Source organism: Mycobacterium lehmannii, assembly GCF_001499925.1.
Lineage (GTDB): Bacteria > Actinomycetota > Actinomycetes > Mycobacteriales > Mycobacteriaceae > Mycobacterium > Mycobacterium lehmannii.
This window is the reverse complement of sequence record NZ_LQIR01000018.1, coordinates 49,662-65,689: the sequence shown is the minus strand read 5'-3', so window position 1 is coordinate 65,689 and position 16,028 is coordinate 49,662. Positions and strand designations below refer to the sequence as shown.

Genomic DNA, 16,028 nt, shown 5'->3' with positions numbered 1-16,028 from the left:
GTGGTAACCACACCGATACCGGAGGTCCTCACCTACTTCCTCACGCCACGCCGTCCACAACCTGCCTGGCCATTACAGCTAGTCGGAGCGCAGGCGCGGTTGCAGGCGCTGCGGCGCTATCGTGACTCCCGCTTCGAGATCCTCGATGAGACTCTCGGCATAGACGACAAGCCCGGGGACGTCGACGTCGTGGGCGACCGAGGCGTCGGCCAGACCAGCGCGTGCGCGGCCCAACACCCCCAGCGCTCCCTTGGTGTTTCCGCGTTGGATGTGGGTGATGCCGACCGCGAGTTGGGCCAGGCTCTGCCAGAGTGTGCGTTCAGCGTCCGGGCCGTTCTTCCACGCCGCCTCCAACACCTCGTGCGCGTGGAACGCCATGCCGTCGTCGATGAGCTCCTGAGCGTAGGCGAGGGTCTCGGTCGGCGGCAGGTCGAGGTCGTCGGGGATGCGCTCGACACCCTCGCTGCCGTGGGGCAGCGGCCGCCCTAAAGCATCGCGGGGCCGGGTGTTGCGGGGACGCCCGGCGTCGTCGCGGTCGCGCTCGGCCATGGAACCATCTTGACACTCGCGGCTATCAGGCACGCAGAAGCTCGGCGGCCTTCTCCCCGATGAGCACGCTGGGCGCGTGGGTGTGCCCGCGGATGATCGCCGGGATCACCGACGCGTCGGCGACTCGCAGCCCTTCGACGCCGCGGACGCGCAGGTTCGGGTCGACCACGCTCGCGTCGTCGCGGCCCATGCGGCACGTGCCGACGGGGTGGTACAGCGTGTGCGAGAACGTGGCGAGCGCGCGTTCGAGCGTCGCTTCATCGAGGGCAGCCGAGTCGAGGGGCCGCGCGATCTTGCCGATGACGCCCTCGAGCGCGGGCGCCTGGGAGATGGTGGCGCAGATGCGCAGGCCGGCCATCACCGCGGCACGGTCGGCGTCGTCGGGATCGGTGAGATAGCGCGGGTCGATGATCGGTTTGTCCGCCGGGTCGGCCGAACGCAGTTCGATGGTGCCGCTGCTGGCCGGCTTGAGCAGGATCGTCCCCAGGACGACGGCGTGCGTGTCGTAGGGGTCGCCGATGCCCTCCTCGAAGAACGGGGCTGGGGCGAAGATCAGCTCGAGATCGGGCAGCGCGAGGTCGGGGCGGCTGCGGACGAAGCCGTAGGCCTCCCCGACGTTCGAGGTGAGCATCCCGCGGCGTCGCAGCAGGTAGTTGAGCAGCTGAAGCGGCTTCTCGGCGGTGAAAAGGCTGTCGTTGGGAACGTCGAAGCCGAGTGCCGCGATGAAGTGGTCGAGAAGATTGGCTCCAACGTCCGGAGCATGGACCAGCGTCTGGATGCCGTGCTCGGCCAACCGATCGCCGTCGCCGATGCCCGACAGCATCAACAGCTGCGGGCTGTTGATGGCGCCGCCGCACAACACCACCTCGCGCCGGGCCTTGATGATGCGGCGGGTGCCGTTCTGGTCGATCTCGACGCCGACGGCGCGCCGGCCCTCGAACACCACCCTGGTCGCCAGCGCCTCCGTTTCGAGCGTGAGGTTTTTCCGCTTGAGGGCGGGCTTGAGGTAGGCGTCGGCGGCGCTCCACCGGGCACCGCGGCGCTGGGTGACCAGCGTCTCGCAGAAGCCTTCTGGCGCCGCCTGGTTCGGCTTCTCGATGCGGTAGCCGCACTCTTCGGCAGCGGTAAGCCATTTGGCGGTGGCGCTGCGCGGGCTGCGCTGCTTGCTGATCGAGAGCGGACCCGCTTCGATGCGGCGCAGGTACGGCTCGAGGTGCGCGTAGTCCCACTGCTCGCCGGCTGCCTGGCCCCATTCGTCGTAGTCGGCGGCGAATCCACGGACCCACATCATCGCGTTCATCGACGATGACCCGCCGACCATCTTGCCTCGGGGCCAGTAGATTTGGCGGCCGTCGAGCTCTTTCTGCGGTTCGGTCAGGTAGTCCCAGTCCATCGGGCTGCGGAACAACTTGACGAAGCCCGCGGGAATGCGGATGAACTTGCCCTTGTCCTGTGGGCCCGCTTCCAGAGCGACGACCCGGACGGACGGATCGTCGCTGAGCCGGGCGGCCACCACCGACCCTGCCGAGCCGGTTCCCACGACGATGTAGTCGGCTTCCATCCGCCGGAGTCTAGGCTTTCCGGGACGGACAAACGCGCACGTGGAGGAAACCCGACCGGAGATCGGCGCCACCGACCGCCGGTCCGTACCCGGATGCGGCTATGCCGTGAGCGCGATGTGCTGGGCTCCGTCGACGGCCGCGTACCGCTGCGGGCTGCACGTCAGCACGATGACCTGCCCGTCGCCGCCCACCGCGTTGAACACCGCACCCATCTTGACCAGGCGGTCGGGATCGGTGAATCCGAGCGCGTCGTCGATGACCACCGGCACGCTGTCCTCCTTGGCCACCAGCGCCGCGCTGGCCAGTCGCGCCACGATGCCGAGTTGTTCCTTGGCCCCACCGGACAGCGAGTCGTATGGCACGGTGCGGCCCGACAGTGTACGGGTGCAGATCCGTAGCGCACTGTCGACTTCGACCTCGAAGCTGTCCCCGAACACCATGCGGCCCAACCGCTCCACTTCGCCGCGGAACGGCTCGACGTAACGCAGCCGGGTGGAGTCGCGGTGCCGAGCAATCACCGACCGCAACAGCTCGGCGGCCCGCGCGCGGCGCTGCACTCTTTCGTATTCGGCGAGGGCGTGCTCCCGCTCCGTCTCCGCCTCGTCGAGCTTGCCCTTGCGGCCTTCGGTGCCGTACACGGTCAACCGCGTGCTGACCTCCCGCAACTCCTCAGCCATCTGCTCGTGTTCGGCCGACAGGGCGTCGGCCCGGCGCGTCGCCTCCTGAAGAGCCGCGGCCACGGCGTCGGGCTCGGCGCGGGCCAGCTCCTTGCTCAATTCCTCGACCAGCGCCGTGGCCCGCAGCGCTTCGTCGGCATGCGCCTGAGCCCGCACCGCCAGCTCGTCGTCACCGACAGTGGCGCGCTGCCCCTCCAACCGCTCCCGGGCAAACGCGAGCTCGGACTGCGCACCGACCAACTTCTCGTGCTGCACGGTCGACCGGGTGTTGCACTCCCCCAACCGCTTAGCGGCCTCCTCGGCGACCTTGCGCTGCTTTTCACAATCGGCGATCGCCTGCTTCTGCGCGGCGCTCGCCGCGTCGAGCTCGGCGCGGGCGGCGCCGGCGTCGACCTCGAACAGTTCGGGCACCTCCGGCTGATGCGCCTTGAGCTCGGCCAGCCGCGCCCTGAGCCGGTCGGCCGGTTCGTCGCCCGTCAGCGCCTCGATCGTCGCGCCGAGCCGGTCCCGGGTGGTGATCAGCTGCTGCCGCCGCTGATGGAGGGCGCGTGCCTCGGCGACGTCATCGACACCGCAAGCCGTCAGCGCCGACGCCAGCACATCTTGTGCCGCATCGAGTTTGGCTTGCGTCTGCGAGGCGGGCGTGCCGGGCACCAGCCGAGCGGTCAGCAGGTCCGGCACCTCGATGGCGGTCTCGGCGCTGACGCTGGCCGTCCACGCCTCGCCCGCGCCGAGGGCGATCGCCTGGCCTCCGACGCGGACCTCGACGTCGGCCGTCGCGATCAACTCGATGTGCGCCGAGGCCAGCTCGACCTGTGCCGCCACGGCGTCGACAGACGCTTTGGCGGATTCGATGGCCCGCATTCTCTCACCGGTCACCCGAACCTCGGCGAGTTCGTCCTGCACACGGTCGAGTTCATGCTGAGCGATCTCGATCTTCGACAATTGCGCGGTGATGCGATCCGCCTCGTCGCGGTCGGCAAGGCGTTGAACGGCGCTTCGCGCCGCTTCGACGCGAGCCTGAGTGTCCGCCAAGGCTTTCCGTGCCTGCTCGGCAGCGACCTCGGCGAGCTCGGCCACCTCGGCGGCCGTCGACTGGTTCTCGCCGGCCTGGGCCGCCGCGTTCTCGAGGTCAGCCATCGCGGTGGTCCGCTGCTCGATGTCGGCACGCAGGCGGCGCCGCTCCTCGACCGCGGTACGCGACGTGTCGTGGTTGGCCTGCGCCGCCGCGAGAACCAGCTCGGCTTCCTTGAGCTGTCCCGTCAGCGTCGCGACCTCGTCGGCGGCGTTCTGCACAATGGCGACCTGCTTCGCCGCTTCGCTGCGCTGTGCGGTCAGCCGGGCCAGTTCATCGGTGAGCGTGGCGTGCCTGCGGACAGCGTCGTCAACCTGCGCGACGGCGGCCGCCGCCTCGGCCAACACCTCCTCGGCCGTTCGCAATCGATTGGTGGCAGCGGCCCATTCACCCGTGGGCCTGCCGGTGCGGGTGAAGTAACGCAGGTATTCGTCTTCGACGCGGTCGACCAGCAGCGGTTCGGCACCCGAAAGTTGCACGGCTTCACCGGCAGCCACGTCGAGCGCGCGTGACAGCGCGTCACATCCGGACAGGTCCACCGCCGCCGTCGACCCAGACTGCAGCACCCGCTGGGCCTGCCACAGGCACGTGTCGACGGTTTCGTCGAGCATGGTCCGAACGCGGTCGTGCGCCTCGTCGCCGGTGAGCTGTTCGCGGCGCGGCTCCACAATCGTCAGCTCGGTCTCAAAGCGTTTGTGAAAGCGCTTGCGGTACACGAAACGATATGGGCCGGTCGAGATCTCGGCCTCGACCTCGGCACCGACGTCGGCATGCGTCGGCTTGACCTCTTTGACCTCTTTTTTCGCGGACCGGTCCTTGGCCTCGATCAGTAGGTCCAGCGCCTCGATCATCGACGACTTGCCGATCTCGTTCGCCCCGCTGACGATCACCACGCCGTGGTCGGGAAATTCGATCTCCCGGCGGGTGATACCTCGGTAGTTGGTGAGGACCAGACGGTGCAGTTTCACGCCACACCTCGATCCGACAGCCGCAGCAGCAACGCCAGGGCCGCTCGGGCGTCGTCGGCCGCGTCGCCGTCCGACCGTGCGGTCGCGACCAGTTCGTCGACGGCCGATGCGGCGAAACCGCCGATGCCGAGGTCGTCAAACTCGCCGTCGGCAGGAACGACCGCGATGTCGCTCTGCTTGTCTTCCACCCTCAACGCGGCGAAGAGACGGGCGTACTTGTCCAGGCAGGTGTCGAGGGCGGCCTTGTCGGTGACCGTCAAGGATCCGGTCAACGCGAGCCGGACCACGGTGCGTTCCTTGTCCGGCAACAGATCCAGGTTGATATCCAGGTCCGCGACGTCGCGGTCGCTGTCCACTCCGCGGCGCAGCGTGACGAACCGCCAGCGGCCCACCTTCCGCGGTTCGACGGTCACCGGACGGGCCGGGTCGTCCTCGTCGATGTCGACGATCAGCACATGGCCCGGGTCCATTTCGATGTCGTCGTAGTTGGTGACCTCCGGCGACCCGGAATACCAGATCCGCCCGGTGGACCCGACCTGCATCCGAGAGTGCTTGTCGCCCAGAGCCACATAGTGCACGGCGCCCCGGTCGACGGCCGCCTCCAGCGCCGCCAGCCGAATCAGTGAGGGCCGCTCCTTGTCCGGCACGAAGATGTCCACACCGCCGTGACCGACGACGACGCGCGTCACCCCGTCGCCGGAAAGACCCTCGAGCACGCCCGCAACGGGGTCCGACGAGGGCGCCTTCGAGGTCCACGGCGCCGCGACCAGTTCGAGGCCGGGCCGCACCTCGCGTACACCGGCGCGGTCGAGGACCGACACGTTGTCGGGGCACTCGGCGACGAACAGCGGGCTGGTGTATACCGACGAGGCGTCGAGCGGGTCGTGGTTGCCCGGCAGCAGATAGACGGGAACGCCGATGGTGCGCATGGCCTCGAGCGACTGGCTGACGTCGCGTGGCGCGAGCTGGTTGTGCTCGAAGACGTCGCCGGCGACGACGACGAACTCCGCACCGGTGTCGGCGGCCACCCGTCCCAGCTCGGCCACCGCGTCGCGGCGCGCTGCCGAATAACGGGGCTGTGCCTCACCATTGAGGAAGTATCGCGTCATGCCGAGTTGCCAGTCGGCGGTGTGCACGAATCGCATCTCAGCGCCCCCTTCCCCTGTTGTGTTTGCCGGGCACCGCGAGTGTAGGGCGGCACGCCGACAAGTCCCGGGAGGTGCGGCGGCATGCCTTACCGTTAGTCCGGTGACCGACCGGTACCGCACGCTGCTGTTGCTCCGGCACGCCAAGTCGGACTACCCGCCGGGGGTCGGCGACCACGACCGTCCGCTGGCGCCGAGGGGCGTGCGCGAGGCCGGGTTGGCCGGCGACTGGCTGCGCGCCCACGCGCCCGCCGTCGACGCCGTGTTGTGTTCCACCGCGACCCGCACCCGCGAGACGCTCGCACGCACCCGCATCGCCGCGCCCGTCGAGTACCTCGATCGTCTCTACGACGCGACTCCGGGCACGGTGATCGACGAGATCAACCGAGTCCGGACACACTTCGACTTCGAGGTCGGCACCCTGCTGGTGATCGGTCACGAACCGGCGATGTCGGGTGTCGCGCTCGGCCTGGCCACCGTGGACGGCAGCAACATTGGTGCGGCCGAACAGATCTCGCTGAAGTTCCCGACGTCGTCCATCGCGGTGTTGCGCACCGGCGAACCGTGGGACCGGCTCGCCCTCGACGGCGCCGCGCTGGTCACCTTCCACGTGGCGCGCTAGCCGGCGAAGCTACGCGCGGGTGGCGAGCGTCAACTCCATCAGCTTGATCGCCATTGCGCACGCGTCCATCCCCGGCGACTGCGGGTTGATCCACCAGCCGACCACCCCGGCCGCGTCGCTGGCCACACCGCATGCCCCGTTCGGATCATTCGGCCGCATCACGATGGACTGGATCCCAGCGACCCTGCGGTCTTCGATCCGATAGTCCAGCCGCTGGGCCACCTCGCGCTCGTGGTCCAGATCGCCCTGTTCGAACCAGAACCTGGTGATGTCGATGAGGCCACCCGGGTTGGCCGCCTGCCAGCGGCACACCGCACCGACGAACGTGCTCTGGATGTCGAGGGGGTCGGCGCCCACGGTCTCGGCGAGGATGTCTTCTGTCAGCACCTCGCACTCCTTGAGCAGGTTCGGGTACTGGCGCTCGGAGTCTTCGTTGCGCGGTCCGCCACCCGTCCCCGATTTGGCCGCCGTGCCTTCGACCGTCTGGGTGCAACCGGTGAGCACGGACAACGAAGCGAGCACGGCGACCATGCCCGCGATCAGCCGACGAGCGGGCGCGGTTCTCATTCGGAGTTCACAATCGATTGGCGGGTCAGTTCCTTGGCCACCTCGCACGGATCCGGGAACGGCTTCGCGCCGTAGCTGATCGACCACTCGATGAAGTCGTCGTCGAACTGGATGCCGATCTCGCAGAGGTTGACGCCGTTGATCGGGTCCTCGCTGTACCCGATGAACCCGTCGTGGCCTTCGATGCTGATGTCTTCGACCGCTGTGCGCGACAGTTCCATGGTCTTGCGTTCACGCCCGATCGGGCTGCCGCGGAACCAGGTGAACGAGAAATGCGGGCCCAGGATGCTGCCACCGGCCAGCCACTGGCATCCGACCGAGGTCTTGGCGGTGTTGATCAGCCCGGGTATCCGGGTCTGCTTGATGACCTCCTGGTCGCTGATACCGCCGCATTGGGGGAAGAACGGGCCGTGCGAGACGTTCTCCGTGGGAGCTGTGGTGTCCTCGGGCACTTGCGGGCCTGCGGGTTCGGAATCCGAGCATGCGGACAGCGGAATGACCACGGCGGCCGCGAGGGCCAGGCAGCGGGTCACGCGCGTGCTGTGAGTCACGCCATGCACTGTAGCGGCAGCTCTGGAGGTCAACCACCGACATGCCGGTTGACCTGCCCATATATCGGATGTGCGACAGTAACGGGATGTTATGGGCGCTGCTGCGACAGTACGCGCGGCCATATCGGGCGCTGCTCGCCACCGTCGCCACGCTGCAATTGGTCAGCACGCTCGCCTCGCTGTACCTGCCGACGGTCAACGCCGCGATCATCGACGACGGCGTCGCGGTCGGGAACCTGCGCCGGATCGTCGAACTCGGCGGTGTGATGCTGGCGGTCACCGCGCTGCAGGTGGTGTGCGCGGTGGGAGCGGTGTACTTCGGCTCGCGGGCGGGCATGGGCGTCGGCCGCGACCTGCGCGCGGCGATGTTCAACCACGTGACCGGGTTCTCCGCCGAGGACGCTGCACGCTTCGGGGCGCCGTCGCTGCTCACCCGCACCACCAACGACGTCCAGCAGATCCAACTGCTGGTGCAGCTGACCTGCACCATGCTGGTCACCGCGCCGATCATGTCGATCGGCGGAATCTTCATGGCGCTGCATCAGGACGCCGGGCTGTCCTGGTTGCTGTTGGTGAGCGTGCCGATCCTGGCCCTGGCCAACTACTGGATCGTGCGTCACCTGCTTCCGATCTTCCGCCGCATGCAGCGACTGGTCGACGGCATCAACCGGGTGATGCGCGACCAACTCACCGGCCTGCGGGTGATCCGCGCGTTCGCCCGAGAACCGTTCGAACGCAACCGGTTCGCCGAAGCCAACCACGCGCTGGCCGACACAGCGCTCGAAGCCGGACGGTGGCAGGCGCTGATGCTGCCCACCACGACATTGGTGATCAACGTCTCGAGCGTCGCGCTGATCTGGTTCGGTGGGCTGCGGATCGACGCCGGGCAGATGCAGGTGGGTTCACTGATCGCGTTCCTGGCCTACTTCATGCAGATACTGATGGCGGTCCTGCTGGCCACGTTCATTCTCGTCATCATCCCGCGGGCGTCGGTGTGTGCTGAGCGGATCTCCGAGGTGCTGTCGGTCGCACCGCACATCGTCAGCCCCGAAGATCCGGTGCGGCCGACCAGCATTCGGGGCGAAATCCGGTTGGAGGCCGCGACGTTCAGCTATCCCGGTGCTGAACGTCCTGTCCTGCAGGATATTTCGCTGACGGCACGACCGGGTACGACGACGGCAGTGGTCGGCTCCACCGGGTCGGGTAAGTCGACGCTGGTGTCGCTGATCTGCCGGATGTACGACGCGACGAGCGGTTCGGTGTATCTCGACGGCGTCGACGTGCGCGAGTACGACCCCGAGCAGCTGTGGTCGGTGCTCGGCCTGGTGCCGCAGCGCGGATACCTGTTCACGGGCACCGTCGCCGACAATCTTCGGTACGGCAAGTCGGATGCCACCGACGAGGAGATGTGGGCCGCGCTGCGAGTGGCCGCGGCCGACGACTTCGTGCGCGCGCACCCCGACGGCCTGGACATGAAGGTCGCGCAGGGAGGGGCGAATTTCTCGGGCGGACAGCGGCAGCGGCTGGCCATCGCCCGAGCGGTGATCCGCCGGCCCGCCGTCTATCTGTTCGACGACGCGTTCTCCGCACTCGACGTGCATACCGACGCCCGCGTGCGCTCGGCGCTGCGCGAAGCGTCGGCAGAAGCGACGGTCATCGTTGTTGCCCAGCGCATCTCGACCGTCATCCAGGCGGATCAGATCGTGGTGATCGACGACGGCCGGATCGTCGGCATCGGCACTCACGAAACCCTGCTGAGCGACTGCCCGCAGTACGCCGAGTTCGCCGACTCCCAGTCCCTCGCCATCGTCGGGGACACCCAGTGACCGGCCCGATGGGTCGGCCGATCCGTGGCGTGATGCAGGCCCCGACCCAACGCTCGCGCGATTTCAAGGGTTCGGCGATCCGCTTGGTCAAGCGGCTGACACCGCAGCGCGGCCTGACCGCGTGCGTGATACTCCTGGGCGTCGCGGGCATCGCGATCAGCGTCATCGGCCCGCGAATCCTGGGGCACGCCACCGATCTTCTGTTCATCGGCGTGGTCGGCCGGCAGCTGCCCGCGGGGATGACCAAGGAGCAGGCCATCGACGCCGCCCGCGCCCGCGGCGACAGCACGTTCGCCGATCTGCTGTCTGGGATGAACGTCGTCCCTGGGCAAGGTGTCGACTTCGAGGCCGTTGGGCGCACCCTGCTGCTCGCGTTGGGCCTGTATCTCGTCGCCGCGCTGATGGTGTGGTTGCAGGCCCTGCTCCTCAACGTCGCGGTGCAGCGCACCATGGCCACGCTGCGCTCCGACGTCGAGGACAAGCTGCACCGAATGCCGCTGTCGTATTTCGACTCTCGTCAACGCGGCGAGGTGCTCAGCAGGGTGACCAACGACGTCGACAACATCCAGGGCTCGTTGTCGATGACGATCAGCCAGCTGTTGACATCCGTGTTGACGGTGTTCTCGGTGCTGGTGATGATGCTGACCATCTCACCGCTTCTGACGCTGCTGACGGTGGTGACGGTGCCGCTGTCGCTGTGGGCGACCCGGGCCATCGCGCGCCGGTCGCAGCGCCTGTTCGTCGCGCAGTGGGCGAACACCGGCAGGCTCAATGCCCACATCGAGGAGACCTACAGCGGCTTCACGATCGTCAAGACCTTCGGTCACCGTGCCGCAGCACAGGAGCGGTTCGGCGAGTGCAACGACGACGTGTATCACGCCGCCTTCGGCGCCCAGTTCTTCTCCGGTCTGGTCGGGCCGGCCACCACGTTCATCGGCAACCTGAGCTATGTCGCGGTCGCAGTGGTGGGTGGGTTGCAGGTGGCCACGGGCCAGATCACGCTGGGCAGCATCCAGGCGTTTATCCAGTACGTCCGCCAGTTCAACCAGCCGCTGACGCAGGTCGCGGGCATGTACAACACGCTGCAGTCCGGTGTGGCCAGTGCGGAGCGGGTTTTCGACCTGCTCGACGCGGAAGAGGAGGCGCCCGAGCCCGCGGACCGGTTGCCGGTCGTACAGCCGGGGTCGGGCGGGCAGGCCGGTCGGGTGGAGTTCGAGGACGTCACGTTCGGTTACCACCCCGACACACCGGTGATCCGGAACCTGTCGCTGATCGCCGAACCCGGCAGCACGGTGGCGATCGTCGGGCCGACGGGGGCGGGTAAGACCACGCTGGTGAACCTGCTCATGCGGTTCTACGACGTCGACTCCGGCCGGATCCTGGTTGACGGCGTGGACATCTCGACGGTCGCCAGGGATTCGTTGCGGTCCCGCATCGGGATGGTGCTCCAGGACACCTGGCTGTTCGCGGGCACCATCTTCGAGAACATCGCCTATGGCAGACCTGATGCCTCCGAGGACGAGGTGATCGCGGCGGCCAAGGCGGCATACGTCGACCGGTTCGTGCACATGCTCCCCAACGGCTATCAGACCCACGTCAGCGACGACGGCGCCTCGATCAGCGCCGGCGAAAAACAGCTCATCACGATCGCGCGTGCGGTGCTGGCCCAGCCCAGCCTGCTGATCCTCGATGAGGCGACCAGCTCGGTGGACACCCGCACCGAGCTGCTGATACAGCAGGCGATGGCCGAGTTGCGCCGCGACCGAACGAGTTTCATCATCGCCCACCGGTTGTCGACCATCCGGGACGCCGACCGCATCGTGGTGATGGACGCGGGCGAGATCGTCGAACGCGGCACCCATGCCGAGTTGGTCGCTAAGCATGGCGCTTATTGGTCCATGACCCAGGCCTAAGCGTCGTACGCTCAAGGCGATGAGCGAAACGGTCTACACGTTCTGCCGAATCTGCCTGGCCTCCTGCGGGCTCGAGGTGACGGTCGAGGACAACCGCGTCACCAAGATCGCCGCCGACAAGCAGAATCCGCACAGCTGGCAGGACTTCTGCGCCAAGGGCCGCACCGCACACAGGCTCATCGAGCATCCGCGCCGCATCCTCAACCCGATGCGCCGCGTCGGCGATTCCTACGTCGAGGCCACCTGGGACGAGGCCATCGCCGACATCGCCGCCAGGATGAACGCCGCGATCGAGGCGGGCGGGCCCGACGCCGTCGGCGTCTACTACGGCAATCCGGCGGGTTTCTCCTCGTCCAACGTCATCTTCATGAACGGGTGGCTGGACGCGCTCGGGACGCAGAACCGCTACGCCGTGGGCTCGGTCGACCAGAACGCGATGCACGTCGTCGCGGAGGCGATGTACGGCTCGATCCTGATGGTGCCGGTGTCCGACGTCGACAACTGCGACTACTTCCTGCTGGTCGGCACGAACCCCGCTGTGAGCGCGTGGAATTGGCTCGAGAGTGTGCCCGGCGGGTGGCGACGCGCGTTGGCCCGCCAACAACAGGGCGCGACGATCGTGGTGGTCGACCCGCTGCGCACCGAATCCGCCGAGAAGGCCGACCTGCACCTCGCGGTGCGTCCTGGTCAGGACTGGGCGCTGCTGCTGGCGATGGTGAAGGTCATCCTCGACGAGCGTCTCGAACATCGGCAGGACTGCGCGGAACTGGCCACGGGAGTCGGCGATCTGCGTGCGCTGGTCGCCGACGTCGACCTCGACGAGCTCGCCGCGCGCTGCGACATTCCCCGCGACCAGATCGAGCGGGTTGCCCGCGACTTCGCCGCGGCGCGCGGAGCCATGGTGGTGACCCGCACCGGGGTGTCGTTGCATATGGCGGGCACCGTCGCCGAGTGGCTCGGGCATGTGCTCAACGTGATCACCGGCCGGATGGACCGCCCAGGTGGACGCCGCTTCGAACCCGGCTACGTCGACGCAATCCGGATGTCGGCGATGGTCAAGGCCAAGCCGCACTACAGCCGGCTGCTGGGCCGCGAAATGGTCGCCGGCGCACACGCACTCAGCGAGTTGCCCGACGAGATCACCACGCCGGGCCACGGTCAGATTCGAGCGCTGTTGATCAACTGCGGCAACCCCGTGATTTCCGGCCCGGACGGCGACAAGCTGGACCGCGCGCTGGCCGATCTGGACCTGTTGGTCGTGATCGACTTCGTCCAGCGGGAGAGCCACCGCCATGCACACTGGCTGCTGCCCGCCGCCCATTGGCTCGAGCGCAACGACCTGCTCGCGTTCACCAGCAACATGCACGACGAGCCGTATCTGCAGTACGGCGCCAAGGTCGTCGAGCCGCCGCCGGGTGTCCGGCAGGAGTGGCGCATCTTCGCCGACCTCGCGATCGCGATGGGCAGACCGCTGTTCGGCGCCAAGGGCCTCAACGGATTCATCAAGGCGACGCGCATCGCGGCGCGTGTGACGCGCAAGCCGGCCCTGGAGTTCGGACCGCACTGGATCGACCGCCTGGTCGTGGCGACCTCGCGGAAGGTCAACGGGCGCAAGATCAGATGGCGAGACGTCATATCCCACCCGCACGGCTGGGTGTTGGGTCCCCGCGAGTTCGGGCATTTCCGGGACGCGCTGAGAACCGACGACAAGAAGGTGCACGCGGCACCACCCGAGTTCGTCGCGCGGGCCCGTGAACTGCTCGCCGATCCGCTTCCGGCGGCCCCCGTCGGCTATCCGTTCCAGTTGGCCAATCGCAGGCACCGGCACTCGATGAACTCGTGGCTCAACGACTTACCCGGACTTCATCCCGCTGGTAAGGGCAACGACGTGATCATTCATCCGAAGGACGCGGCCGATCTCGGGGTGGGCGACGGCGACCTGGTCAGGGTCTTCTCACCGGTCGGCGAGGTCGAGTTGACGGCGGTGGTGAACGACCGTCCGCGTCAAGGGGTGATCATCATCGACCACGGTTGGGGCTCACGGGTTTTCGACCCGCGCGGGCAAGACGCGCCGGTCTCCTACGGTGCGAACCGCAACCTGTTGGTCGAAGGCGCTCCGGTGGACCCGCTGTCCCAGACGGCGGCGTTGAGTTCGCAATACGTTGGCGTGGAGCTGATTTCGTCGGGCGACGATCAAGCGGCGAGGCACGAGCCGCGTTGAGGAGGCCGACGCGACGAACTAGAGGTTCGGACCCTCGGCACGCAGATCGTCGACGTTGCGCATCGCCTCGCGCAACTTGCCCAGCCACTCCTCGGCGTGCTCACCGACCAGCCGCACCGACCACACCAGCGCATCCGAGCGGGACCGCGCCACACCCGCGTCGACCAGCGTGTCGAGCACCTGACGTTCGGGTTGGCGCAGTCGCGTCATCACCGGAACGGCCATGTTGGTGAACATGATTCGCTCATAGTTGTCGGCGTCAGGCGCCCCGATCTCGATGCCCCATGCGACCTTGCGCCCGTAGCGCGCCTCGGCCTCATCGGCGATGCGCATGCGTTCGGAGCGGGTCTCCTCACGGAACCGCGCGGCCCGTCCGGATGCGCGGGCCTCGCTCTCGTCGACTTCGGTTTCCGCGAGCCTTCCGATGACGGTGATCTCCTCGCGATCGACGACCACCGTCGGATCTCCGGCGAACCAACTCTCGGGAAGCCGACCGGCGAACCAGTCGGCGGCGTCGCCCGCACCGGGCTGCTGAGCCTGTTGCCAGCCGCCCTGGCGGCGCCGGCCGTGGATGTTGTGTCGCATGATTACATGCTTACACCGTTACAGCCATACCATCCCGTGGTTCGCTGAGAGCGAACGCTCCAGGTCAGAGGGGGGTCATCGACACCGACAAGACCCGATGACGTCGGTAACTAGCCGCGCTTGCGCAGCAGCAGCGCGCCGCCGCCCACGATCGCACCGATCAACAGCAGCACCGCCAGGGTCGGGCTCACCAACCACCACACCAGCCCGACCGCGAGGAGTGCAGGTGAGGCGACGAAGAGCGCCATGCCCGGATGCTGCTTGAGGACCGCGAACGCGCTCTGCGCCCGGACCCGGTCGATTTCCTTTGCCATGGCACAAGAATGCCAGTCGTCGAGTGGTTTCGGGCGGGATGGATCAGCGCGCAAAGTACCTCACCGCAGGAGGGCCGTCCGGTTAGTTTGTAGACCATGACAGCACCGAGCAACGGAAGCTGGCGACCCGATCCCGAAGGTCGCTATGAGTACCGCTGGTGGGACGGGCACAACTGGACCGACCAGGTGTCGCACCAAGGGCAGGTCGGCAGGGCACCGCTGACCTCGCTCGGGGGACCTCCCCCAGCACGCCAGGCTCCACCACAGCAGGCCGCCCCTGCGCAGGCGATGGCGGTCGGGCAGCTTGCAGGCGACGGCTTCGGAGGGATCAGCGGCGATCTGGTGGACGGCCGGTTCAGCGAAAAAGAAGCCAAGGCCATCGCCAATCAAAACACCAAAATGTTGCGGGTGCGCCTTGGGGAGCCGTTCATGGCGCGGCAGGGCTCGATGGTGGCGTACCAGGGCAACGTCGACTTCGCGTTCGAGGGCGGCGGCGCCTCGAAGTTCATCAAGAAGGCACTGACCGGTGAAGGGCTGCCGCTGATGCGCTGCCAGGGACAGGGCGACGTCTTCCTCGCCGAGCGGGGCTACGACGTGCATCTGCTGCAGCTGACCAACTCCGGCTTGTCGATCAGCGGCAAGAACCTGCTGGCGTTCTCCTCGAACCTGAACTGGAACATCGAACGCGTGCGGGGCGGCAGCATCGCGACCGGCGGCCTGTTCAACACCACGCTGCGCGGAACCGGGTGGGTGGCGCTGACGACCGACGGGCCCCCGGTGGTGCTCAATGCCGCCGAGGCGCCGACGTTCGCCGACACCAATGCGGTGGTGGCGTGGTCGGCGAATCTCCAGACTCAGCTCAAGACCAGCTTCAAGGCCGGCGCGCTCATCGGCCGCGGCTCCGGTGAGGCGATCCAGGTCGCGTTCCACGGGCAGGGCTTCGTGATCGTGCAGCCCTCGGAAGGCGCACCGCCGGTCGCCACCACATAGTCACAGCTCGAGCAGCACGGTCACCGGGCCATCGTTGACCAGCTGAACCTGCATGTGAGCGCCGAATATGCCGGTCGACACCGACGCACCAAGGTCACGCAGCGCATCGGCGAACGCGGTGACCAGCGGCTCTGCGGTCGCGCGCGGCGCGGCGGCGTTCCATGCCGGGCGCCGGCCCTTGACGGTGTTCGCGTACAGGGTGAACTGGCTGACCACCAAGATCGGGGCGCCGACATCCGAGGCTGACTTCTCGTCGTCGAGAATCCGGAGCTGCCAGACCTTTTCGGCCATCCGCCGAGCCTTGGCAGCGTCGTCGTCGTGCGTCACGCCGACCAAGGCGAGCAGACCCTGCCCCTTGGGCTCGATCGCCCCAACGACCTCGCCGTCCACCGTGACGGCTGCTGAAGTGACCCGTTGGGTGAGAACACGCATGGATGCCGATGCTGCCACGGTGGCCGCGCCG

The 16,028-nt window shown here is 67.7% G+C and carries 14 protein-coding genes; 5 read left to right on the top strand and 9 right to left on the bottom strand.

Annotated elements, in window-relative coordinates:
• Nucleotides 1-78: 78 nt before the first annotated feature.
• The 4 genes from AU192_RS11955 to AU192_RS11940 form a co-directional block, all read right to left on the bottom strand.
• The gene (locus tag AU192_RS11955; protein WP_064396335.1) at nucleotides 79-549 is read right to left on the bottom strand and encodes a DUF309 domain-containing protein; all 471 of its coding nucleotides are present in this window, start codon (nucleotides 547-549) and stop codon (nucleotides 79-81) included.
• A gap of 25 nt (nucleotides 550-574) precedes the next feature.
• Nucleotides 575-2,110, bottom strand: a complete 1,536-nt coding sequence (locus tag AU192_RS11950; protein WP_064396333.1) for a GMC family oxidoreductase — start codon at nucleotides 2,108-2,110, stop codon at nucleotides 575-577.
• A 99-nt stretch (nucleotides 2,111-2,209) separates the two neighbouring features.
• Nucleotides 2,210-4,831: an AAA family ATPase gene (locus tag AU192_RS11945; protein WP_064396331.1), complete on the bottom strand. Its 2,622-nt coding sequence runs from the start codon at nucleotides 4,829-4,831 to the stop codon at nucleotides 2,210-2,212.
• On the bottom strand, nucleotides 4,828-5,976 hold the full coding sequence (locus AU192_RS11940; RefSeq protein WP_064396329.1) for a metallophosphoesterase family protein: 1,149 nt from the start codon (nucleotides 5,974-5,976) through the stop codon (nucleotides 4,828-4,830). Before AU192_RS11940 ends, AU192_RS11945 begins: the two co-directional genes overlap by 4 nt.
• A 103-nt stretch (nucleotides 5,977-6,079) precedes the next feature.
• Here AU192_RS11940 and AU192_RS11935 point away from each other — a divergent pair, with 103 nt between their 5' ends.
• The gene (locus AU192_RS11935) at nucleotides 6,080-6,598 is read left to right on the top strand and encodes a SixA phosphatase family protein (RefSeq protein WP_064396327.1); all 519 of its coding nucleotides are present in this window, start codon (nucleotides 6,080-6,082) and stop codon (nucleotides 6,596-6,598) included.
• 9 nt (nucleotides 6,599-6,607) lie between these two features.
• Here the strand turns inward: AU192_RS11935 and AU192_RS11930 are convergent, their stop codons facing one another.
• Both AU192_RS11930 and AU192_RS11925 read right to left on the bottom strand, forming a co-directional pair.
• Nucleotides 6,608-7,165, bottom strand: coding sequence for a DUF3558 domain-containing protein (locus AU192_RS11930; protein WP_064396324.1), 558 nt, complete (start codon nucleotides 7,163-7,165; stop codon nucleotides 6,608-6,610).
• Nucleotides 7,162-7,725, bottom strand: a complete 564-nt coding sequence (locus AU192_RS11925) for a DUF3558 domain-containing protein (protein WP_064396322.1) — start codon at nucleotides 7,723-7,725, stop codon at nucleotides 7,162-7,164. The genes AU192_RS11930 and AU192_RS11925 overlap by 4 nt, the downstream gene beginning before the upstream one ends.
• Nucleotides 7,726-7,802: 77 nt before the next feature.
• Here AU192_RS11925 and AU192_RS11920 point away from each other — a divergent pair, with 77 nt between their 5' ends.
• Genes AU192_RS11920 through AU192_RS11910 form a run of 3 tightly spaced genes read left to right on the top strand, consistent with a single transcriptional unit; the run spans nucleotide 7,803 to nucleotide 13,676 of the window.
• Complete coding sequence (locus tag AU192_RS11920) at nucleotides 7,803-9,542, top strand: ABC transporter ATP-binding protein (protein ID WP_064396320.1); 1,740 nt, start codon at nucleotides 7,803-7,805, stop codon at nucleotides 9,540-9,542.
• An 8-nt stretch (nucleotides 9,543-9,550) separates the two neighbouring features.
• Nucleotides 9,551-11,455, top strand: coding sequence for an ABC transporter ATP-binding protein (locus AU192_RS11915; RefSeq protein ID WP_064396350.1), 1,905 nt, complete (start codon nucleotides 9,551-9,553; stop codon nucleotides 11,453-11,455).
• 19 nt (nucleotides 11,456-11,474) lie between these two features.
• Nucleotides 11,475-13,676 (top strand): molybdopterin-containing oxidoreductase family protein, encoded by a 2,202-nt coding sequence (locus AU192_RS11910; RefSeq protein WP_064396319.1) that lies wholly within the window; start codon nucleotides 11,475-11,477, stop codon nucleotides 13,674-13,676.
• A gap of 18 nt (nucleotides 13,677-13,694) precedes the next feature.
• Here AU192_RS11910 and AU192_RS11905 read toward each other — a convergent pair whose 3' ends face one another.
• A complete protein-coding gene (locus AU192_RS11905; RefSeq protein ID WP_064396316.1) occupies nucleotides 13,695-14,261 on the bottom strand; it encodes a hypothetical protein in 567 nt (188 codons plus the stop codon).
• Between the two features lie 110 nt (nucleotides 14,262-14,371).
• Nucleotides 14,372-14,575 carry a hypothetical protein gene (locus tag AU192_RS11900; RefSeq protein ID WP_064396315.1) on the bottom strand — a complete coding sequence of 68 codons (204 nt, stop codon included), beginning with the start codon at nucleotides 14,573-14,575 and terminating at the stop codon, nucleotides 14,372-14,374.
• 96 nt (nucleotides 14,576-14,671) lie between these two features.
• Here AU192_RS11900 and AU192_RS11895 point away from each other — a divergent pair, with 96 nt between their 5' ends.
• Entirely contained in the window at nucleotides 14,672-15,565 is an 894-nt protein-coding gene (locus AU192_RS11895; protein WP_064396314.1) for an AIM24 family protein, read from the top strand.
• On the opposite strand, the gene dtd is transcribed toward AU192_RS11895, so the two are convergent.
• Nucleotides 15,566-15,997 carry a D-aminoacyl-tRNA deacylase gene (gene dtd / locus AU192_RS11890; protein ID WP_064396348.1) on the bottom strand — a complete coding sequence of 144 codons (432 nt, stop codon included), beginning with the start codon at nucleotides 15,995-15,997 and terminating at the stop codon, nucleotides 15,566-15,568. It abuts the gene before it with no gap.
• Nucleotides 15,998-16,028 lie beyond the last annotated feature (31 nt).

What these genes read in the sequence shown, in the direction of transcription:
- AU192_RS11950 (WP_064396333.1), bottom strand. Translation starts at nt 2,110, where the DNA reads ATGGAAGCCGACTACATCGTCGTGGGAACCGGCTCGGCAGGGTCGGTG.
- dtd (WP_064396348.1), bottom strand. Translation starts at nt 15,997, where the DNA reads ATGCGTGTTCTCACCCAACGGGTCACTTCAGCAGCCGTCACGGTGGAC.
- AU192_RS11895 (WP_064396314.1), top strand. Translation starts at nt 14,672, where the DNA reads ATGACAGCACCGAGCAACGGAAGCTGGCGACCCGATCCCGAAGGTCGC.
- AU192_RS11930 (WP_064396324.1), bottom strand. Translation starts at nt 7,165, where the DNA reads ATGAGAACCGCGCCCGCTCGTCGGCTGATCGCGGGCATGGTCGCCGTG.
- AU192_RS11900 (WP_064396315.1), bottom strand. Translation starts at nt 14,575, where the DNA reads ATGGCAAAGGAAATCGACCGGGTCCGGGCGCAGAGCGCGTTCGCGGTC.
- AU192_RS11915 (WP_064396350.1), top strand. Translation starts at nt 9,551, where the DNA reads ATGGGTCGGCCGATCCGTGGCGTGATGCAGGCCCCGACCCAACGCTCG.
- AU192_RS11955 (WP_064396335.1), bottom strand. Translation starts at nt 549, where the DNA reads ATGGCCGAGCGCGACCGCGACGACGCCGGGCGTCCCCGCAACACCCGG.
- AU192_RS11905 (WP_064396316.1), bottom strand. Translation starts at nt 14,261, where the DNA reads ATGCGACACAACATCCACGGCCGGCGCCGCCAGGGCGGCTGGCAACAG.
- AU192_RS11940 (WP_064396329.1), bottom strand. Translation starts at nt 5,976, where the DNA reads ATGCGATTCGTGCACACCGCCGACTGGCAACTCGGCATGACGCGATAC.
- AU192_RS11910 (WP_064396319.1), top strand. Translation starts at nt 11,475, where the DNA reads ATGAGCGAAACGGTCTACACGTTCTGCCGAATCTGCCTGGCCTCCTGC.
- AU192_RS11920 (WP_064396320.1), top strand. Translation starts at nt 7,803, where the DNA reads ATGTTATGGGCGCTGCTGCGACAGTACGCGCGGCCATATCGGGCGCTG.